13 protein-coding genes and 7 tRNA genes are annotated in these 22,411 nt (G+C 39.4%); 4 read left to right on the plus strand and 16 right to left on the minus strand.

Annotated features, from left to right (window positions below; genetic code table 11):
- Positions 1 to 23: 23 nt before the first annotated feature.
- From J8L98_RS05215 to J8L98_RS05225, 3 genes are read right to left on the minus strand one after another with little or no spacing between them, the layout of a single operon-like run.
- Positions 24 to 2,381 (minus strand): MMPL family transporter, encoded by a 2,358-nt coding sequence (locus J8L98_RS05215; RefSeq protein ID WP_210995617.1) that lies wholly within the window; start codon positions 2,379 to 2,381, stop codon positions 24 to 26.
- Positions 2,382 to 2,392: 11 nt separating this feature from the next.
- The gene (locus J8L98_RS05220) at positions 2,393 to 3,817 is read right to left on the minus strand and encodes an amino acid permease (RefSeq protein WP_210995619.1); all 1,425 of its coding nucleotides are present in this window, start codon (positions 3,815 to 3,817) and stop codon (positions 2,393 to 2,395) included.
- A 29-nt stretch (positions 3,818 to 3,846) separates the two neighbouring features.
- Positions 3,847 to 4,485, minus strand: coding sequence for a class I SAM-dependent methyltransferase (locus J8L98_RS05225; protein ID WP_210995620.1), 639 nt, complete (start codon positions 4,483 to 4,485; stop codon positions 3,847 to 3,849).
- 938 nt (positions 4,486 to 5,423) lie between these two features.
- Here J8L98_RS05225 and J8L98_RS05230 point away from each other — a divergent pair.
- Positions 5,424 to 6,143, plus strand: a complete 720-nt coding sequence (locus tag J8L98_RS05230; RefSeq protein ID WP_210995621.1) for a LytTR family DNA-binding domain-containing protein — start codon at positions 5,424 to 5,426, stop codon at positions 6,141 to 6,143.
- A gap of 128 nt (positions 6,144 to 6,271) precedes the next feature.
- Here J8L98_RS05230 and J8L98_RS05235 read toward each other — a convergent pair whose 3' ends face one another.
- Positions 6,272 to 11,845 carry a two-component regulator propeller domain-containing protein gene (locus tag J8L98_RS05235; RefSeq protein ID WP_210995622.1) on the minus strand — a complete coding sequence of 1,858 codons (5,574 nt, stop codon included), beginning with the start codon at positions 11,843 to 11,845 and terminating at the stop codon, positions 6,272 to 6,274.
- 295 nt (positions 11,846 to 12,140) lie between these two features.
- Between J8L98_RS05235 and J8L98_RS05240 the strand changes: the two genes are divergently transcribed.
- Entirely contained in the window at positions 12,141 to 13,661 is a 1,521-nt protein-coding gene (locus J8L98_RS05240; protein ID WP_247682447.1) for a response regulator, read from the plus strand.
- A 99-nt stretch (positions 13,662 to 13,760) separates the two neighbouring features.
- Here the strand turns inward: J8L98_RS05240 and J8L98_RS05245 are convergent.
- The 7 genes from J8L98_RS05245 to J8L98_RS05275 form a co-directional block, all read right to left on the minus strand.
- Positions 13,761 to 13,836, minus strand: a tRNA-Phe gene (locus J8L98_RS05245).
- Between the two features lie 27 nt (positions 13,837 to 13,863).
- Positions 13,864 to 13,939 (minus strand) — tRNA-Thr (locus J8L98_RS05250).
- An 11-nt stretch (positions 13,940 to 13,950) separates the two neighbouring features.
- Positions 13,951 to 14,026, minus strand: a tRNA-Phe gene (locus tag J8L98_RS05255).
- A 38-nt stretch (positions 14,027 to 14,064) separates the two neighbouring features.
- Positions 14,065 to 14,140: transfer RNA gene (locus tag J8L98_RS05260), tRNA-Thr, on the minus strand.
- 10 nt (positions 14,141 to 14,150) lie between these two features.
- A tRNA-Phe gene (locus tag J8L98_RS05265) sits at positions 14,151 to 14,226 on the minus strand.
- 38 nt (positions 14,227 to 14,264) lie between these two features.
- Positions 14,265 to 14,340, minus strand: a tRNA-Thr gene (locus tag J8L98_RS05270).
- Between the two features lie 10 nt (positions 14,341 to 14,350).
- A tRNA-Phe gene (locus J8L98_RS05275) sits at positions 14,351 to 14,426 on the minus strand.
- 284 nt (positions 14,427 to 14,710) lie between these two features.
- Here J8L98_RS05275 and J8L98_RS05280 point away from each other — a divergent pair.
- A complete protein-coding gene (locus tag J8L98_RS05280) occupies positions 14,711 to 17,551 on the plus strand; it encodes an ATP-binding protein (RefSeq protein WP_210995624.1) in 2,841 nt (946 codons plus the stop codon).
- 202 nt (positions 17,552 to 17,753) lie between these two features.
- Here J8L98_RS05280 and J8L98_RS05285 read toward each other — a convergent pair whose 3' ends face one another.
- The 4 genes from J8L98_RS05285 to J8L98_RS05300 form a co-directional block, all read right to left on the minus strand.
- Entirely contained in the window at positions 17,754 to 17,933 is a 180-nt protein-coding gene (locus J8L98_RS05285; protein WP_192508711.1) for a hypothetical protein, read from the minus strand.
- Between the two features lie 107 nt (positions 17,934 to 18,040).
- Positions 18,041 to 19,171: a sodium ion-translocating decarboxylase subunit beta gene (locus J8L98_RS05290; protein ID WP_210995625.1), complete on the minus strand. Its 1,131-nt coding sequence runs from the start codon at positions 19,169 to 19,171 to the stop codon at positions 18,041 to 18,043.
- 8 nt (positions 19,172 to 19,179) lie between these two features.
- A complete protein-coding gene (gene oadA / locus J8L98_RS05295; protein WP_210995626.1) occupies positions 19,180 to 20,958 on the minus strand; it encodes a sodium-extruding oxaloacetate decarboxylase subunit alpha in 1,779 nt (592 codons plus the stop codon).
- A 12-nt stretch (positions 20,959 to 20,970) separates the two neighbouring features.
- Positions 20,971 to 21,207, minus strand: a complete 237-nt coding sequence (locus J8L98_RS05300) for an OadG family transporter subunit (protein ID WP_192508714.1) — start codon at positions 21,205 to 21,207, stop codon at positions 20,971 to 20,973.
- A 417-nt stretch (positions 21,208 to 21,624) separates the two neighbouring features.
- On the opposite strand from J8L98_RS05300, the gene J8L98_RS05305 reads away from it, so the two are divergent.
- On the plus strand, positions 21,625 to 22,089 hold the full coding sequence (locus J8L98_RS05305) for a YcxB family protein (RefSeq protein ID WP_210995627.1): 465 nt from the start codon (positions 21,625 to 21,627) through the stop codon (positions 22,087 to 22,089).
- Between the two features lie 41 nt (positions 22,090 to 22,130).
- On the opposite strand, the gene csrA is transcribed toward J8L98_RS05305, so the two are convergent.
- Positions 22,131 to 22,322 carry a carbon storage regulator CsrA gene (csrA, locus tag J8L98_RS05310; protein WP_010362895.1) on the minus strand — a complete coding sequence of 64 codons (192 nt, stop codon included), beginning with the start codon at positions 22,320 to 22,322 and terminating at the stop codon, positions 22,131 to 22,133.
- Positions 22,323 to 22,411: the final 89 nt, after the last annotated feature.

Below are 22,411 nucleotides of genomic sequence, written 5' to 3' on the forward strand. Positions count from 1 at the left end.
TTAAAAACTAAACAAATTATTTTTTAACTTTTAATATTTTCTGCTTCATTCATATTAAAAACTGCAACCTCCTTCTTTCTATGTATTAAGAATAATAATGCCGGTAACAATGTGACGTTTGCTATTAACGCTGTACTTAGTATTGCAGCAGCCATACGGCCAAAGTTTGCATTTGGGACAAAATCAGCGCTCATAAAAGAACCAAATGCGATCGTTAATATAAGCGTTGTGATTGCTATTGCTGGTGTAACTTTTAACAAGCTGTCGCGTATAACAAAGCCTATTTCTTTTCCTGCATTCAATAATCTCTGCGCGTGACTCACAAAATGAATCGTGTCATCAACCGCCACACCTAGACACACACTCAGCACAATGACAGCGCCAATATCTATTGCGTTACCACTAAGATATAAAATGGCCATGCCAAAACAGAGTGGGAATAAGTTCGCAACGAGTGTTATCCATCCCAAATTGATAGATTTAAAAGTAATAACAAGAAGAATACTGATTATTAAAATAGTAATAAGAAGCGTTACAAAAAATGATGTAGCTACGTATCCATTCATACGTTGAAACAGCAGCATTTTTCCGGTCGCATGTACATTTAAGCCCTGAGATTGACCATATTGAACTATTTCATCTGCGAACCGTGTCGCTAATGCTGAGTCGTAATTTGTCCACCTTACACTGATCCTAACTAAGTCATTATTAATACTGATGCGATTCGAGAGATCCAAACCTTGTGGTAAGTTCATTGAATATAAAAAGATTAATTCTGCGGCCGCCTCTCTAGTCTTTGGTAATGTATAATATTCCTGATCATCTCCATGTAATGAGCGATTAGACTGCTTAATAATATCGATAATCGAATAAGTTCTAACAACACCTGGTGTACTATCAATCCATTGTTGAAAAGATTCCACTTGCTTTAAAAAATCAGGTGATTTGATACCGTCAGAGAAACCGCTATTAACAACAATTTCCATACCTTGCGAACCTTTCAGGTTGTCTTCAGCGAAATCATTTGAATCTCTTAACCAAAAACCTTCAGCAAAATACTTAAATGGATTCGCATTAATTTCATTCTGACCTGCGACGTAAATACTACCTACTGATAACCCTAGAAAAACAAAAGTAATTAAATGAGCATTAGCACATACTTTTTTGGTATATTTAAAAACAAATGAGTTCTTATTTTCTTCATTACTTTCTTCGTACTCAGTATGAATTAAGATTAGTTTCTCATTTGATTTTCTATTAGGGACCTTGGATAAAACGGCACCTAAAAAAAAGTAACACATAAACCATCCAATAATGGTGCCTATGCCAACCAATAAACCTAATTCAGAAACCGCCCCTATTTGAGAGCTCATGAAACTAAAGAATGCCACTGAAGTCGTTATAGTTGTTAATAATGTGGGCAAGACATTTTCATTTAGTGCAATTCTTATTGCCAACTTTCCGTCATAGTTCTTCCGTCGATAAAAAAAGTAACTGGTTAATATATGAACTGCATCGGCAACACAGATAGCGATAATAAACTGTGGGATCAAGGCCGTAATATTACTGATTTTAATTCCAGTCCAACCCGCTAACCCCATTGTTGCAACAACACTTAAAACAATCACTGGAATGACAGGGAAAACACCAACTGGATGTTTGAAACGAAAAGCCAGTACAAGAATAATAACGGCTAGAACAATAGGTAAACGTGACTTGATATCTGCTTGGGAACTTTCTTTCATACCTTGCATAATAGCCGTCCGGCCAGTGATATGAATTTCATGGTCACCAACTTGATACTGTTTAACGAGTGCTCTGACTGCATTAACAACTGGGGCTGCGTCCACTGCAGAGGTGATAGTAGGCCTCATATATCCTACAATCATGGTTGTCGTAGCATCTGAGTCGACCAATAGCTCGGGAATTATTTCATCGGAGAGTGCAACTGCTCTACGCTTTTCGAGCAACTTTGTTGTATATGGTCCATTATCAGGAATTAATGCTTCAACAACAATGTCATCTCCAGAGGCATGCACCCAACGATAATTACTCAGAGAATCAACGCGAATCACATCTGGAACCTGCCACATTTCCTCTGTTAGTTTAACGATTAATTCCGATGTTTCTTTATCAAAAATACCTGATGGACTCTTAACCAATAAAACGATGGAATCATCATTGCTAAATTCCCGTTCAAAACCTTCAATTTCAACGCGCAACGGATTGCCTTCAGAGAAAAATGCTCGATATGAAAAATCAGCTTGGATATATCTAACTCCAGAAATCAGCAAAAAACACATCATTAAAGATGAAAAAATAGATTTAATAGGATTGTTTATTATAAAATCAACAAAACTATAATTTTTTGAAGCACTCATAAAACCACCAGTTATTTATTATAAAAATAAAAAGCAAAGCTTTTAATTTCCCTAAAGTAATAGAATAGAACACCTAACAACACCGTAAATATAGATAAAGCTGATATATACGGCTTTTCAACAAACACCATAACCATTGCAAAAAACACAAAAACAATAAATACAAATGAACAAGAACTATATAGAAAGTAACTCAATTTAGACTCGCCACTAAACCTGTTTCCAAAACTAGAGAACACCGCTAAAGCACTAAAAATAAGCAATGGAAAACCACTATATATGAGTATTTCTTCAACAGTTCCACTTAAGCAAATAAGCACAGCCCACGTAGACTGAGCAAACATTGAGTTGATAGGTATACTGTTCTTATTTTCTTTCCCTACAAAATTAGGTACTCGATCATTATATTTAGACATTTTTAAATAAACTCTTGGAGCAACCCAGACCATTGCACTTATAGAGCTCATTATTGAAACACATAAAATCAAGCTAAATATAATTGAGACACCATTTCCCAGTAATGCTCTAAGGGACTTCTCTGCAACAGGTACAATTGGTTCCGCCGATAATAATTCAATAGAAAGCGAGGAAAAGTAAATAAAATTAAGAAAAACGTATAAAAACACAATTATAGCCACACTAAAAACCATAGCTTTCAGCATATTTTCCTTCGGATTTTCTATTTCCTCGCTTATATAATTAATCGCATTCCAACCTGAATAAGCGTACATAATGAAAACCATACCTATTGCCATGTCAAATATAGATACATCATCATTAACAGAACCATTCACGAAGTTATCTATGAAAAGCCCACCATAAGTTGTATACCTGTGACTATTATAATCATCATATATTATGTAAAATCCCATAAAAAATATCGAGACTATAACTAAAACCTTAATGAGCGTGAGGTAAAATTGAACTCGTCCGCTAATTGACACACTTACTGTATGAAAAAGAGTAATAATCGATATTAACATCACAGAAACAACGATTGGATTAATAACAACAAAACCAGCACCGATATCCCCATCATTACTTAAATAGCCAACAACATCTTCACTACCTATATTTAAATAACTAGACAAAGCACCATCTAAGAAATAGCCAAAACTAATAGCAGATGCTGCAATCGCAGCTCCAAACCCAAAAGTAAATGAAGTCCAACCTGATAAAAAGCCGGCTAATGGCCCAAATCTTTTACTTATATATATAAACTCACCACCTGATTCAGGCCACTTCAAATACAACCTGTAATAAGTTAGAACACCACATAAAACGATTCCCCCAGCCACGATCCACATTAATAATATGGTCACAGGGTCGCCAATATCCCGCGCTAGGAATCCAGAGGTAGTGAATATTCCACTACCAACTGAATTACCAACAATAACGGACACAGCAGTTATCAAGCCTATTTTTTTAGCCGACATAAATACAATCCCTTATAGGACTAAATTGACTACTTAGAAAAAACCTCGAAGTTATTGAATGGTAGGAAGTCATAACCAGTTATATATTTATAACCAGCATCTTTAAGCTCTTTTTTTATTTGTTCAGAATGCACACCATGAGGAATAACGAAGAAAGGGGTTCCTTTCTTTGTATCAAGAACAGCAATTCTTCCATTCATATCTATGTGCTTATTAATATTTGAAAAGTATTCAACTCTTTCTGATATATGATGATATGAATTTGACATAAATATTAGATCAACATCATTAGTGGGAATGTTAGGGTTTTTCTCACTCGCCAAGATTGGATATATATTGCTCACGCCTTCTTTTTCCACTCTGGATTTTATTTTATTCACTTCACTTTTTGATAAATCTATTGCATATACTTTTCCATTTTTCCCGACAGCTTCTGCTAGGTAAAAACTAAAGTAACCATCACCAGCTCCTAGATCGACAACAACATCCCCTTTCTTAATATCAAGTTTCTTTATCACCTCATCCGTATGATTCCAACCTTTTCGGTTAAATACATTAGAGTAATCTATTTTGCTAATTGCTGAAGAACACCCGACTAGAAATAGGAAAACGAATGAAAACAGTAAAACAAAAACTATTTTCGCAACTAATGAAACTCTCATACTCATAATAAACTCCCACTTAACGATTAATGATCCCATTTACAAAAGCAACGCTAGAACACGACTTATAAAAAGGTACAATTTCGAACTGGAAGCAATATGAATAAAATTAATATTTATGTATATTTTTTTGTGATGAAACGACTTCAATTGTGATTTATTGATAAAACCAACTCCCCCCAACACAAAAATTGATGTAGTAAATACAGCAACACTTGCAACAATATCAAGCAGGGATGTAATCGACTCACCAAGAAGGCCACTCAAGCGGTTGAAATAAAAGGTTAAAGTTAAAGTTGAATCAAAAAAGCAAAATAACCATTGATTTTTATAAAATAAATAGCAACAAATATAAATACAATCTGTGCCATATACACCACTCACCATCTAGCCAATTATTTTTATTTATGTGGCAAGAAACCCTTAATAACTGCTTCAAAGAATAGATATAGAACAAGCCGATTTATAATCCAAAGAACCAAAGTGAATAATGTATACAAATTTAAAGTGTAATGTCATTAATTCTATAAAGAATCACTATTAACATCTAAAAACCAGCTAACCTTATTGCAAGTATCAAAACAGTTTTAACTTTGCTAAATAAAACCTCATATAATAATTAGCGGGAAATAATTTTAAAAAAATCAACAATATCAACAAAAACAGTTACTTGTTATTAAAAGTAATAATTAAAATACAAAACACCAACCTCACTTACCTTTTATTGACACCCAACCGTGGTAGATATATTATTTTTGCACATTGTAGTTCCAATGAAAGTGCTCCTGGATATGGATATTATGAATCAAATACCGTTATTGACTTACATCAAAAAAAACCCAGTTTTATTTAAATTTCTTAATGATAGATTCTTGTACTACCTATTTTGTTTCCTGTTCAGCTCATTTTTCCTTTATGTAGTACATAGCAATGATTTCTCCTACATGAAGAAAGTAGAATATGCCATTCACTCAGCTTTGCTCATGCTCAAAGTTGTACTGAGCTGTATGGTTATAGAGCTCTATTTTAGATTTAAAATGACATCTTCATCATTTATTAAACATTACAAAATTTGGCAAATCAGTGTTTTTTTTGCCATTTCTTTTGCATGCGTTGACCTTATTTGCCAATTCATCTTTGAACTAAGCCCTTTATTATTCGAAATTGAGAGAAAGCATGCCCTACAAGGCAGATATGTCGCTAATTTTGCGAACAGCGCACTGCTCGCATTTTTTGTTTCGCTACTCTCTATAAATTCTGTAAAGTTATTTAATAAAAGAACTCAAGCGGAAAAATCATCGGTAAAGAATCCATCTAAAACTTACATACGAATTAAAAATAATGGCATAGATGAAAAAGTTGAACTGTCGTGTATTGAATACATTAAAGTAGAAGAGAACTACTGTTACTTATGGACTTATATTGCAGGAGAAAAAGTAAGGTACACCATACGAAAAACACTCGCTAAAGTCATAGATGAATTAGCGAGCGAGCATTTTATTCAAATACATCGATCCTATGTCGTTAATACGCAATTTATCTCTAAAGTTGAAAAATCATCAGGAAAATTGAAAGTGTATGTAAGCAGTAATGAGCAACTCCCCGTCAGCCCTAGGCACATGTATAAGCTAAATGATTGCTACCCACAATCTACGGATGAGTAAATATATCCACCGATTTACTCAAAGTTCATATTGTATAATGCGATATTAGGTTCTATCGATGCATTTATACCTATCATGCCTTACTCTGGCGTCATGATAGGTATACAATGCGTATCTGCATGCAGCGTCTATTCAAGTTCAACCTTTTCATGGCAATACTCAAAAGCCGAGAGTAACTCCTTTGCTTCATCAAAATCATATTCATCAATCACCTCACCTATTTTTAGTAAGGGTATCTTGTAGTCGGTATATTGTAATAGGGTCGCTAACTCCACCACTTTATCCGATGCTTCAATGTTGGAGTCAACGATTAAATCGTTTAACTGAGCCAAGAGTGTTTGTACTTGCGACTCATCTAGACTTATGTCTTTTAACCCCGGACTTTCTTTCTGGTTATATGTAACCTCAGCTTCAAGTACTTTCAAAACATCAGCTAATTCGGGTAATAAAGATGCTAATGCTTTCTCAACAGCGAGAATATAAGGCTCTAGTATTGCACTGTGCTGTGTACACGCAGTTTCCAAATTACTCGCTTCATGTTGAACCTGTGTAGCCCCTATATTTCCAGCCGTTCCTTTTAATGTATGTGCATAGCGCAAGGCCGACTGACAGTCCTTCTCCGTATGAACATCGTTAAGAGCAGCTGCAAACGCCGCTGAGAAATGCTGCTGTTTATCATAAAATCGTTTTAGTAATTTGTGATAGAGGCCACTGTCTCCCGATGAAATCGCCAAACCTGCTTGGTAATCTAATGTCGTAATGTGCGCAAATAGGTAAGATACATCGTCCCCTTCAACAGCGGTTTCAAGCGTGCCGGTTTTCGAGCTGTCTACTTGGATCCATTTGCTTAAAGTATCTATCATTTTAATAATATTGATTGGCTTAACAATTATGTCATTCATGCCACATTCAACAATCTCTTGCTGACTTTCACTCATCACATTGGCAGTCATAGCAATGATAGGTAATGCTGCGTATTGCGCTTGAAGTCGAATCGCCCGTGTTGCTTCATAACCATCCATAACAGGCATCTGACAGTCCATCAAAATCCCATCAAACTCTTGTCCCTCTAGCATCTCTAGAGCTTGCTGCCCGTGCTCTGCCACGCATGCGTCTATTCCTTGCTTATTCAATAATGCAACTGCGAGTTCTTGATTTAAATCATTATCTTCAACCAACAATAACTTTGCCCCCCTTAATGATGGGACAACCGCTTTCTCGCCGCTTTGTGCTGTACTTTCAATCGGGATATCCAGTAATTGATAGATCACTTTACGCAACGCAGTAGCAAAAATGGGCTTCGTGATAAATGCAATATTGGACCAGCTGGAGAACTGCTGTTCTGCATGGTCGCAGTCATATTGGCACATAATTATTATCGGCAAAGTTGGGCACAGTGACCTCGAGAATTCAATGATGTCATATTGTTTTTGGGCCTGTTCGTCGATACATAATAATTCGGTTGATAATATCTGTGTTGTGAGCTCTTGCAATTCTTCTGGCGCTGCACACCGCGCCGCGATTCCCAGTTGTTGTAAATACAAACTGGTTGCTCTTCCCGAATACTGATTATCATCTAAAATGAGAGCGCCACTTATTGGCAACTTTGTTAGATTACGGTTTTGTGAAGGATCTACTTGCAATTGAACGTTAAATGAAAATGTACTGCCTATTTCAACAATGCTTTGACAGCTAATTTGCCCCCCCATCAATTCTACAAGGTTTTTACAAATAGCAAGTCCTAGCCCCGTGCCGCCATATTTACGTGTTGTCGATGTATCCGCTTGACTAAACGAGTGAAATAATCGCTGCTGCTGTTCAACAGTCATACCAATTCCCGAGTCGATTACAGCAACCGCTACATCAATTGTATCATGCCCTTGCTCAACCAATTTTATGTCGATGGTCACTTCCCCTTGCTTAGGCGTGAACTTGATGGCGTTACTGCCTAAGTTAAGCAGTATTTGGGTGATCCTAAGCGGATCTCCTTTAACATACTCAGGCAAAATAGGATCCAGCAATACATTAAAAGTAAGCGCCTTCTCTCTCGCTTTTATACTCAATAAATCAACACTATCAGCAACCGTTTGCTCTAAACAAAAAGGCACACATTCAATATCCAATTTACCAGCTTCTATTTTAGAAAAGTCCAAAATATCATTAATAATGCCTAGTAGTGACTCTCCGCTACGATGAATTTTTTCAACATAGTTACGCTGTTTTCTATCCAATTCTGTCTCTAATGCCAAATAACTCATACCTATTATTGCATTCATAGGTGTGCGGATCTCATGAGACATATTCGATAAGAAATCAGACTTAGCCTGTGTCGCACTTTCTGCGGTTTCTTTGGCTTTTTTTAACGCTACTTCGAGTTGCTTCGCATCTGAGATATCCATATTGATCCCAAATACTTCCTTTCTGCCCAGCCCTGTTTGCAAATCGACACAACGACCAATACCTAACATCCACTTCCACTCACCTGTTGCCGTGCGCATTCTAAACTCACACCGGTAGGTATCCGTTTTGCCTTTAATATGATCATTTAACGCCGCTTCCGCGTGTTCAATATCGTCTGGGTGGGTTAACTGGCGCCAGCGCGCGATACTTGTACCAAAACGAGATTCTAATTCCCCATCGAGGTAACCAAGCATTGTTGACCATATACTATTAGTAACAAGCAACCCACTGTGGCAGTCCCATTCCCATGTACCGGCATTCGCACCTTGCATAGCAAGCTCTAATCGCTGCTCTGCTTCTTTCAGCTCGCTATAAGACAAAGAGTTAGCCAGTGCCACCGCTAAATGATTACCGACTACCCGTAAAATACTTAGCTGCGTTTCTTTGTAAGCATACTCAATATCTGATTGGACGGTGAACACCCCGAGCACATGACCTTCTACAATCAAAGGTGCACAAAACACCGTTTTGGTATGTTCTCCGTTTAAACTAATACTCGGCTGTAACCCATAACCTTGCCACTTCGTGTCATTATCAGCATAAAACTCTTCAGCATGACTCACACAATATGCATCTGCGCTGTGAGTCACATTAGTCTGGGAAATTAACGCATCAAATGGTTCTCCTGTTTGCACTGCAAAGATATAATCAATGTATTGTTGCTCCTTATGATAAATACCGATGGCACAAAAATCACAAGGGAGTGTTTTGGTTAAGTGGTTATAAATCGTTTCACAAATTGCCTGCATATCGTACGTTGCAGCAACTTCTTTACCAACCTCACCAAGCACAACAATATCCTTGGTCCGTTGTGCCACCTTATACTCTAGTTTCAAACTTGCTTTGCGTAATCGATGCAAACGCAATGCAAATGCCCCAATCAGCAACAAACTGACTCCAACCGGCAATGATATTTGAAACCATAGCGTCTGATACCACGCTGGTACCTTAATAATATGCAAGGCTATTCCATCACGGTTCCAAACACCATGGTTATTACTGCCTTGAACTTTAAACTGATACTCGCCTGGCGGTAAGTCTCGGAAATTGGCGATATGACTTGCAGAAACATCACTCCAGCCATCGTTATACCCTTCCAACCAAACTCGGTATCGATTATCTTCCGTTGCTTGATAGTCTAAAGCAGCATATTGAATGGTAATTGAACTATGCTCGGCTTCTAACATCAGCGGCATTTTTGCATGATTAACGACCTGCCCATCCACCTTTACTTGTGTAAACACCAGTTGCGGTGCCGCCGTATTAACTGTGACTTTTTGAGGCTCAAAGCGCGTGATCCCATCAATACTGCCAAATAAAATATGTCCTTGTGAAAACACCAATGAGTTTGTTAAAAAATGATTATTTGCTAAACCATCATTGGTTGTAAACTGATGGAATACACCATTGACAGTATCTAGTTTTAACACCCCACTCGAGGTGGCCAGCCACAAAAAGCCTGCATTATCTGCCACTATAGATTGTACAGAAAAGCTCGACTCAGACGTTGTATTCGAATAGCGCTGAAATTGCTTAGATAACAAATCAAAACTGGTTATCCCATTGTTAGTGGCGAACCAAATTTTACTCTCATGTTGCATTATAAAATTAATGTAGTTGTCACTTAAACTATGCTCATCCTTTTGCATAATATATTGGCGTTGCGTCTCTTTTGCATGATCAAGCATGAACACACCGTCGCCCTCAGTACCGACCCATGTGTTTTGCTGGCTATCATTAAAGACAAAACTAGGATCGATATTTTGCAAATGCTCTGAGTATTCTTGTGTACTTAAATCCCAACGCACAACGCGATTATTTCCTGAGATAACTAGCCAGACATATCCCAGTTTGTCAAAACTAATTTGTTCGACCGAATGCCGTTGATTTTTAAGCCAAAACAAAGGAATTTGCTGCAACTTATTATTAACTTCATCCACCCGATATAGTCCATAATTAGTTCCCGCGTATAAATCTCCTTTTTTATTTCGTGCTAAGCTGTGTACTCGTAATCGATAGTTCCCTGTTAACGCTTCACGCGTGGCAAAAGGCGTAAATTGCGATTTACCATCAAAATGTACAAGCCCACGTCCAGTTCCCAACCAAACTCCACCTTGTTGAGCCGTCGCCATAGAAAGTACTTGGTTAAAAAGTCCAGAGAGCAAATAATCTTGTAGATAGTTTTTATGCGAAACAAAAGCAGGGGGATGTGGAAAAACTTTAATAACGCCAGAGTAACGTGTAGCGGCCCACAACAAACCGGTATCATCCACCAACACTTGTCGTATATCTCGATTATGCAACTGCGCCTCAGCCCCCGAATATGCATCCGACATAAACTTACGTTGTCTTGGAGAAAATCGGTACACTCCAGCAAAGGTACTTAGTAAAATATCACCTTCATGGTGCAGTAAACTTGTCACACTTGGCAACCCTTGCGTTGCTAAGTTATAGGTTTGATAATCACCCGTTGTAGGGTCAAATAGCCCGAAACTGCTGCGTGTGGCAACCCAAAGTTGTCCTAACGAATCAACAGAGACTTGCCTGACTTCAGAATGATCCAAAGATCCCGATGCGACATTAAATCCAGTGAATGTATTGTCTTTTCTATTTAATCGATACAAGCCATTCGACGTTCCTGCCCAAATACCACCTTGCAGATCTTCGGTAATACTCCACACTCGGTTGTTCCCAATACTATTGGCGTCTTGCTCATCATGTGTAAAACGTTGAAAGCTACCGTGATCTGGATTAAAGCGATTTAATCCACCGCCATTTGTCCCAACCCATAATGTCCCATCACGACTTTCAAACAAAGATTGTACTTTATTAGCACCCAATGAATTGGGGTTGTTAGGATCATACTTAAAATGCTGAAAATCACGCTTTCCTTTAAATAGATTTAACCCTCCTCCCCAAGTACCCGCCCACAGTTGCCTTTTACTATCGAATAACAGCACACCCACACTGTTGGCCGATAACGAAGCTGCATATTCAGGGTCGTGTTTGAAAGAGGTAAACTGATACCCATCATAACGCAAAATACCATCAGCGCTCCCAAACCACATAAACCCTTGATGATCTTTAGTGACGGCGTAAATTTGAGGGTTAGTTAAGCCATTATAGGTTGAAATGTTCTCTATCTTTGGTGCGTAATTCGAGCCTTTTGGTAGACCAAATGCATACGTTGTCAACAACAATGCACAGACCAGTGCCATATTAAAACGCAAAAGCAGTTTCATTCACTACATTCCTTATACTTTGTCATATTGGTGAACTGCTTTACGCTCACTTTGCATCTATGTACAAAATCAGCATCACCAACTAAAGTTATGATTAACTTCGGTTTACTTGCAATAATATTATTCTGTTATTCGTACTATCGCGTTACACCTATAGACACATAATAATAACATGTGCAAAATAAAACCAAGTAAAAATTGCCTATCAATTGCTCAGTTAAGCCGTCGAGTAGTTCAAATATTATAGATTCCGCATGTAAACACATGCCATGAACAGACCTATACGGAGCATTTTATGGTCAATACTCAATCATCACAGCCGCTGACGGTACTCATTGTCGAGCCCTTTGAAACTATTAGAACCATGATAGCGAATGTGCTCAATCAACTTTCAAATATTGTGATTATTCAAAGCTCGAATGCTAGCGATGCATTAGAAAAACTGGAATACAACGACATTGGATTGATCATTGCTGAATGGCAACTACCAACGCTCTCGGGTATCGAATTTTTAAAAAAAGTGCGTACTAACACTCGAACAGCCAAAATCCCTTTTGTTATGACCTCAGCGACGATTGAACAATCTCATGTTGTACAAGCAATTCAATGCGGTGTATCGGAATACGTAGTTAAGCCTTTCTCAAGCAAAATCCTCAAATCCCGATTACAAAGAGCCCTAACAAAACCGGTCCGCCCATGTAAAGAAGCGCCTGAATCAACAGAATCGACCGAACAAAATAATGATCTACATGTGCTCATTGTGGATGACGTCGCCGACAATATTAAAATCATTAGCGATATCTTACGAAAAGACTATAAAATAAAAGCTGCATTGAATGGTAAAAAGGCCCTGCAAATTTGTGCGAAAGACCCCCAGCCCGATATTATTCTACTCGATATCATGATGCCTGACATGGATGGGTTAGAGGTCTGTCGACGCTTAAAAGACGACCCAAGTACGCAACATATTACCGTGATTTTCTTATCTGCACTTGAGCAGACTGAACACATCGTTAAAGGGTTAGAATTGGGTGCGGTAGACTACATCACAAAACCAGCAAATCCCGCGATTGTTAAATCAAGAGTACAGGCACATTGTCGTAGTATTGAATCGAATCGCCTGATGCGCGCCCAAATAGATACCATGTTAGAAAATGCACGTTTACGTGATGAATTTGACTCTGTTAACCAAACAGAATTAGTGAAACCCGTCGCTGACATTAAACACTCAACCTCACAACTGGCTGCCAACTTGCACGAGCCAGAAAAAGCACAGCAATATATCGATTTCATTCAACAAAGTTGTGCAGCATTGCAACTCCATGTTGATAGCACTGCTTCGCTCAACAAAATAGAACGTAAAGAGTATCAATTCAAACCACAAAAGCAAAACTTCACTACCGTATTAAAAGATGCATTAGGACACGTTTCCGAAATAGTGAAGCGCAAACAGATAAAAGTACACAATACCGAGAATACTGACTGTCACTTTAATGGTGAGTACGCGATCACCCACGCCTTACTTACGCACTTGCTAAAAAATGCACTGGAAGGTACACGCAGCGATCCATCCATACAACTCAGTGCAACACAAAATGATAAATATATGGTATTTAAAATACATAACCCTGATCCGGTTCCAGAACCAATACGAGGGCAATTTTTTGATAAATTTGTGACTTATGGCAAACCAGATCATGCCGGAATTGGTACCTATACCGCCAAATTACTCACAGAAATCCAGGGAGGGTTTATTGAATATAGAACCGATGATAACTTAGGTACTGAGGTGTTCGTTAGTTTACCATTGGCTTAGGCAAGACATGTTATTTGGCATGCAAGCAACACAGTATCGGGAGAATTTAAGGCGTAATAAATACAAAAAAACCCTAAACGAAGTTTAGGGTTTAAAATATGGTGCCCAGAGGCGGAATCGAACCACCGACACGAGGATTTTCAATCCTCTGCTCTACCGACTGAGCTATCTGGGCAAATTTGTTGGCTTAAGCCTAATTAAATGGTGCCGACTATCCGAGTCGAACGGATGACCTACTGATTACAAGTCAGTTGCTCTACCAACTGAGCTAAGTCGGCACACTTAATCATGGTGCCCAGAGGCGGAATCGAACCACCGACACGAGGATTTTCAATCCTCTGCTCTACCGACTGAGCTATCTGGGCAAAAATTGTTGCTTATGTTTTAATTCCTAGCGAGGAAATGGTGCCGACTATCCGAGTCGAACGGATGACCTACTGATTACAAGTCAGTTGCTCTACCAACTGAGCTAAGTCGGCGCACCAAAAATGGTGCCCAGAGGCGGAATCGAACCACCGACACGAGGATTTTCAATCCTCTGCTCTACCGACTGAGCTATCTGGGCAAAAATTGTTGCTTATGTTTTAATTCCTAGCGAGGAAATGGTGCCGACTATCCGAGTCGAACGGATGACCTACTGATTACAAGTCAGTTGCTCTACCAACTGAGCTAAGTCGGCGCACCAAAAATGGTGCCCAGAGGCGGAATCGAACCACCGACACGAGGATTTTCAATCCTCTGCTCTACCGACTGAGCTATCTGGGCGTGCGGCGTATTAAACGGGTTTTGCCCTTTTAAGTCAACTTTTTTTTCAAACTTCTGTTTGATTGAATACTTTTCAAACAAAGCTTTTTATTTCTTAACCGAATTGGCGGAGTTTTAAACAAAGTTATTTGCAATAACATTCGTTAAGTTAACCTCATTATCTGATGAAAACATCCGATATATCGCAAAAACGTAGAGAAAAAACCATCAGACAGTGGTAGGATTGGCGGTATATTAAGCTTAAGTTCGCTATAAGATCGTGTCGCGAAATATCGGAACATTTCATGCAAAATTCTTCATCAATAAAAATAGCAGGGCTACTGCCTCTGATACTTATGATTGCAGTCATCACTGGGGCTATTTGCGCTACAGCGGCCTATATGATGCCAAAAACAACCATAGTCACGGCACCCAATATACAAAAACAAGCCGACGAACTCGCATTACCGCTTGCCAATATAATGATGAAAACAGGTTTTGGCCAAGCAAAGCAAATTTTACAAGCCATCAAAGAGGGCGCCCCCAATATAGATATCTATCTATATAGCTCAACCGGTATGGCTGAACCCTCTCTGATTTTTCAAACCAGCAATGTTCCCGTGGCCGCGATTTCACAGCAAAAGAAAATCGCCGAAGGTGGCACAATTACAATATATAAACCACTGAAATTAGATGGCCAAGCTATTGGCGAGTTAATTTTACGTCACCACTCAAACGCAGCAACGAAAAGCCCACTAATAGGGTATATTCTGTTTGTATTGGCACTGATATGTGCTTTTATACTGGCTGTGGTGGCTAAAAAACGTATTGTCTCGCAACTTAATGGTGATACTAAGAAGCTAGAAGCTGAATTAAAGCTTGTCGTTGATAAACAAGACTACCGTGTACATTTAAATAGTGATTTAGGTTTCGGCCTCGAAAGTATTGCGTTCGCTATCAACAATGTTTTACATCAAGTGCAGTCGGTGATTGATAACAATCAAGAATCACAAAAAGAGCTAAAACAATTACAAACTAGCCTTGAAACAGAAGTTCAAGCTCGTACGCTTGCATTAGAAAAGGCCACGCTCAACGCTGAGCGTGCCAATGACGCAAAAACCACATTTTTAGCGACAATGAGCCACGAGATCAGAACACCAATGAATGGCGTAATTGGTACTATCGATCTGCTGCGTCAAACTGAATTAGATGGTGCACAGCACCGATTAACCACGATTATCCGTGATTCAGCGTTTTCTCTGCTAGGGATCTTAGATGACATTTTAGATTTCTCTAAAATTGAAGCCGGCAAACTCCAAATAGACAATAGCGTATTCTCTGTCTCAGAAACAATAGAAGAAGTGGCTCGCGTATTATCATCTGTCGCTAAAAAAAGAAAACTAGACTTGGAACTGGCTATCGCACCTGATATCCCCAATAACCTAGTTGGTGATACCGTCCGCGTTCGCCAAGTTTTGTATAACCTGTGCAGTAACGCAATTAAGTTCACCACCACTGAAGCTAACCGCCAAGGGTTTGTCAAAATCAGCGTTGAAGTTGCGCAAAATACATCGGAACATTACACCTTGCGTTTTCGCGTAACGGATAATGGTAAAGGTATGACGCAAACTCAATTACGTGAAATATTTAACCCGTTTATTCAGGCTGAAGGGTCTATCACCCGTGAATTTGGGGGCACAGGACTGGGTTTATCAATTTGTAAAAGTCTCATTGAATTAATGCTCGGTTCTATACAGGTAAACAGCGATATTGGTATGGGCAGTGAGTTTGTTGTTGAACTGCCATTTAGCACACAAGGTAAAGTGGAATACGCGCATAAGAGCAAACTTGAGCAACGCAGAGTTGTTGTTCTGACGAACAACAATGACAGGCGTAATATATTGTGTCGTTATTTATCTTTCATGGGCGCAAACACCGTTGCTCTGGGCTCAATGGACGAATTTGATGAGTTTCAATATCAAGAAAAAGTTATTTGGGTTTTAGATGGACTCGAAGGCATGGCTCCGGTCAACGATCAATTACGGTCTTTACTATATTCATTGGAAAATAACAAACAGCAAGTTATTGTGCTCAGTACTATGGATGAAGCCGCTGTCAATCATCAAAATATTTTCTACCTCAATGCGGCGCCACTCTGTAAAAGCTCATTTATGACGTCAGTCATGGTTGCTGCAGGGCTCCATAAGCCTAAAGCATTGAAACCTTCAAAAAGTATGAATACTTACCTGAACGTCGATCAAGCTCGTGCTGAAAACAAGTTAGTACTGTTGGTTGAAGATAATGTACTTAACCAGCAAGTGTTAACAGACCAACTACATTTATTGGGTTATGGTGTCGAAGTTGCTGAAAACGGTGAAGAAGGTTTAGAAGTATGGCAAAAAGGTAACTTCCCGATTATTCTCACGGATTTACACATGCCAAAAATGTCAGGATATGACATGGTTACGCAGATCAGAGATATTGCCGAGCAAAGTGCAGATATCAATGCTCAGCCGTATATTATTGCTGTGACTGCTAATGCATTAAAAGGTGAGAGGGAGCGCTGCATTGCAACAGGCATGAATGACTATATTACCAAGCCAGTTGAATTAAATGTATTAGAGGCCACCCTATTGAAGTGGCAAGAAAAGCACGCAAAAGACTTGCCTACGCCAGCAGCTCAATCCACGTCGGTTGAAAATGAATCTGCGAGTGTGAATGCCGAGGATACCGTTGACATGTCGCAAGGTGACAATATTAACGAATTAGCGGCGCTTAGTGAAAGCGCTCCCCCGGTTAACTTAGAAACCCTAAATAAATACGTAAACCATGACGAAGCCAAGCAGCTTAGATTTTTCCGGATGTATTTAGAACAAAGCAGCATGCTAACAAGAGAAGTCAATGGTGCAGTGATCTCTATGGATCAAAACAGTATTGTTGAAGCATGCCATCAACTTAAATCCATTTCAAACACCATTGGTGCTGAAAAGGTTGCCGAGACGGCAATCGAGTTTGAACGTCAATGTAAAGAAAATGACCTATCCGCGGATCAATTAATTGCGTTGCGGGACAGGCTTGACCACGACTACGCAGAGGCCACTGCATTTATTCAATCTCATTTACAGCAAGCTACAATGAGTGAATAGACACGCTACCCAAGATAAACAAAAGGCGCTTAACCGCGCCTTTTCGTTCAAACCAAATTAACCCAACATATTGCAATAGCTGAATGGCTTAGAAATTCGACTAAATTTTGGTATATGCTCTGTCTATATACGCAAGTATTAATACCGGAACACGTGATTTAATGCGTTATATTTTATTAAAATTGTACATGCACACATTCAGTTATTCATACCAAAGCATATAGAGTAGCTTTATCACCAGCGACACCATAACAAGCGGGAATATATATTTGCTATAACGCTGCATTTTATCTAAGCCCATCTTCTGTTGGTACCTCTCCAACAATGGCACCAATACCAACAAAGCAACAAATAAACCACCTAAGATAACGAATATGTTCATGGTAATGCTCACAAAAATATAATGAGCCAGTTATATCATAAATAGCAGGTACAAAAAAAGCGCAGCCTGAACTGCGCAGTCGGTTGGAGTCTTATTGTTTGTTTCGCTTAGCCTACTAAGGCAAGTAAAATACCTGCGGCAACAGCGCTGCCCAATACACCCGCTACATTTGGGCCCATTGCGTGCATTAATAAAAAGTTATGTGGATTACTTTCAAGACCTACCTTATTAACGACTCTAGCAGCCATCGGGACCGCCGATACTCCAGCAGCGCCAACCAGTGGGTTTATCGGGTTGCTCGACAAACGATTCATTATTTTTGCCATATAAACACCCGATGCGGTACCAATAGAGAAAGCAAGTGCCCCCAGTAACAAAATACCTAAGGTCTCTACAGTCAAAAAGTGCTCTGCGGCAAGCTTTGAACCAACAGCCAAACCTAAGAATATGGTTGTTATGTTAATTAACTCATTTTGCGCTGTGTTACTCAATCTATCAACCACACCACACTCTCGCATTAAGTTTCCTAAACAAAACATACCAACAAGCGGTGTTGCCGACGGCAGAAATAAAATAGTGAGACTAAGTACCATTAATGGAAATAGTATTTTTTCTTTTTTCGACACAACTCTTAATTGTGGCATTGCAATAGAGCGCTCTTGCGGTGTAGTTAACAGACGCATAATCGGAGGCTGAATGATTGGTACCAATGCCATGTAAGAATAAGCAGCGACTGCAATGGCGCCTAGCAGTTCAGGGGCGAGTTTAGATGCTAAGAAAATAGCCGTTGGGCCATCAGCTCCCCCTATAATCGCAATCGCCGACGCATCCTTTAATGTAAATTCGAAACCGGGCACGTAATTTAGCGCAATCGCACCGAATAATGTCGCAAAAATACCAAACTGCGCAGCCGCGCCAAGCAACAGCATGCGCGGATTAGCAATCAACGCACTAAAATCAGTCATTGCGCCAACGCCCATAAATATCAGCAATGGAAACACGCCACTGTCGATACCAATATAATAAACGTAATATAATAAGCCCCCTGGTTCAGCAAGCCCAGCGACAGGGATGTTTGTTAAAATAGCACCAAAACCAATCGGTACTAATAGTAATGGCTCAAACCCTTTGGCTATTGCCAAATAGAGTAAACCGCACCCTACGGCCATCATTATCAGTGCTGGAATCGTAAAATTGGCAATGCCTGTGGCTTGCCATAAATTTAATAACCCGTCCATACCAACTCCTAAGCCAACGCTATCATGGCATCGCCAGTCGAGACCGAGTCACCTTCTGATACCAACACTTCAGAGATGGTCCCACTTGAAGTCGCTCTGACTTCCGTTTCCATTTTCATGGCTTCCATAATCAAGACAACATCACCTTGCTCGACTCGCTCCCCTGGACGCACTTTCAATTTGAAAATATTACCAGCCAATGGTGCATTTAACGTCTCTGAAGAGCTCACCGATGCGGACTGTGGGATCAGCTCACTGTCTTTCACCTTAACTTCTTTTAGCTCTCCGCCGGCCGCAACCACAACGTCATATACTTTGCCATCAACTTGCACACTATATCGCTCTGGACTCGCTTTGCTTGGCGTTGGCTTATTCTGTACTTTTGATTGACTTGACTCTACTAAGGTCGGCTTTGGTTCAAACACATCTGGGTTGTGCCTGTTTTTCAAGAACTTTAGGCCAACTTGAGGGAATAGCGCATAGGTTAATACGTCATCAATTTGTTCCGACGCAAGCTCAATCGCCTCATCTTTCGCTTTATCAAGTAATTCAGTATGTAAACTTGCTAGTTCAGGTTTGATAAGATCTGCAGGTCGGCATTGAATTTCTTCAGCACCATCGAGTACTTTCAACTGCAGTGCTTTATCAACTGGTGCAGGTGTTGAGCCATATTCACCTTTTAATACGCCCGCAGTTTCTTTCGTGATGGTTTTATAACGCTCACCCGTCAACACGTTGAGTACCGCTTGCGTCCCCACTATTTGCGACGTTGGTGTTACCAGAGGTAAATAGCCTAAATCTTTCCTAACGTTAGGAATTTCCTTAAGTACATCATCCAACTTATCTGCTGCACCTTGTTCTTTGAGCTGGTTTTCCATGTTAGTTAACATACCACCAGGTACTTGTGCCAATAGGATCCGACCATCAACGCCTTTTAAACTCCCTTCAAATGCAGCATACTTTTTGCGAATTTCACGAAAGTAACTTGCAATTTCTTCAAGTTCAGCCAAGTTTAACCCTGTATCTCGTGCCGTACCTTCCGTAATAGCTGCAATCGTCTCAGTTGCACTGTGTCCATATGTCATACTCATCGAAGAGATCGCGGTATCTAACATATCAATACCCGCATCAATGGCCTTTTGATAAGTTGCAGTGCTTAACCCCGTGGTCGCATGGCACTGCATGGCAATTGGTACTGATACCGTACTTTTCAAACCAAGTATTAATTGTTCTGCATCATATGGCTTAAGTAACCCAGCCATATCTTTAATACATATTGAGTGACATCCCATAGCTTCGAGCTGTTTTGCTTGCTCTAGCCACATGTCTAAGGTGTGTACCGGACTTACCGTATAAGAGATTGTCCCCTGGGCATGTGCACCCACTTTAATTGCGGCTTTAATAGCCGTTTCTAAGTTACGAACATCATTCATTGCATCAAAAATACGAAAAACATCAACGCCATTTTTATGCGCTCGCTCAACAAATTTTTCAACAACATCATCGGCATAATGCCGATAGCCCAGTAAATTTTGACCTCGCAATAACATCTGTTGTTTTGTATTGGGCATCGCTTCTTTTAATGCACGAATACGCTCCCATGGATCTTCTCCCAAATAACGAATACATGAATCAAAAGTGGCTCCTCCCCACGACTCAACCGACCAATAACCTGCTTTATCTAGTTTTTCGGCGATAGGCAGCATATCTTCTAAGCGCATACGTGTTGCCAGCAAAGATTGATGTGCATCTCGTAAAACGAGCTCTGTTAGCTTTAATTGTGACATGAAAGACCCCTATTATTGTTTTGTTCGGTATTGCGAGATTGCGGCACTTATTGCGGCAATATGAGCACTGGGCACCCCGTTTGATAACTGACGGTGTTTAGTCGGAACGATTGGAACTTCTGTGTCAGACTTGGCCAGTTTAGACAAATTCGTCACGGCCAAAATTAGAATAGATAAAAACACAAAGACTCCAATCATGCCTGTTAGCATCAAGCTGGCAGCCTCTATTAACAATGCGCCTATATCCATAACTCTCCCCTTTAGTCTTTCGACAAATACAACCTGCGTTAATAATCGTTTTTTATAAATATTTATTCACCCATCATACCAAAACCTTCTCACAAGTAAATAACATTGTAAATTGGTAATACCAAATTGTGATTACCAATAAATATCAATGAGTTAAAAGAAAAACAAGTAAACTCTTAGCTCTAAAACAGCATAAACATGAAAAATATTCAAAATAAAAGGGGGGAATATCGAAGTTATAACATCTAAATCACCTTACAACTGTCACTATAAGAGCAAAAATAAATTGGTAATACCAAAAACGCAATTTATTAAAGTGCATGAATAGCAGCTCTATTCTTCTAATAGGCGTATCTAGCAAGGTTGGTGCGTGGTTCTTAGCAATACGGTACAATGTGCTAAGCATTAGGAGCGTATATGTACACAGAAAGATTCGTATTAGATAAGCCGTATTTCCAAGAATGTTTTGATGAATCAATTCAGCTTGGCGATCATAATAAGCCCAAGTATTTTTTACTCGGGTTGCTCATCACTTTGGGACTATTTAGTATTTACGGGCTAGAAAAACACTATGTAGGAAATTTTCTCATTTTACTCGCTGTCGTAGAGTGCTTGGCATTTTACTACCGTCGACCGTGGTGGGTCGCACGTCAAATGTTGAGCCGAGCAAGTGGTAGCACAGTTGAACTGAATATTGACGAGACGCAAATTGAGGCCAAAAACCCGTATAAGCATTATCGGTTAACATGGCAAAGCGTTGACTCTATTATTGAAACAAATAAAGGATTGGTGTTAAAAAGCAATCAGCGAATGCAATACCTATCTAATCACTCTATCAGCGAAGATACACGCGCATTTATTTTATCTCAAGCAAAAAAATAGCCACATATAAGTGGCTATTTTCACAAATTCTTATGTGCTGATCAGATATTGCCAGTCGTTGGATTAGACTTTTCAGCCTGAATACGCATGTAGATTTCTTCACGGTGAACTGAAACATCTTTAGGTGCATTTACACCAATACGCACTTGGTTACCCTTCACACCAAGTACAGTTACAGTAACTTCATCACCAATCATCAGCGTTTCACCTACTCGACGAGTTAGTATTAGCATTCTCTTGCTCCTGTTATTCCAAAAATTAAAAGATTCCGCGTCTTTTTCATTTTAATGAAAAGTTACAGTAAAAGTAAGCAAAAATCGTC

It is taken from the genome of Pseudoalteromonas sp. MMG013 (assembly GCF_018100885.1).
GTDB lineage: Bacteria > Pseudomonadota > Gammaproteobacteria > Enterobacterales > Alteromonadaceae > Pseudoalteromonas > Pseudoalteromonas aurantia.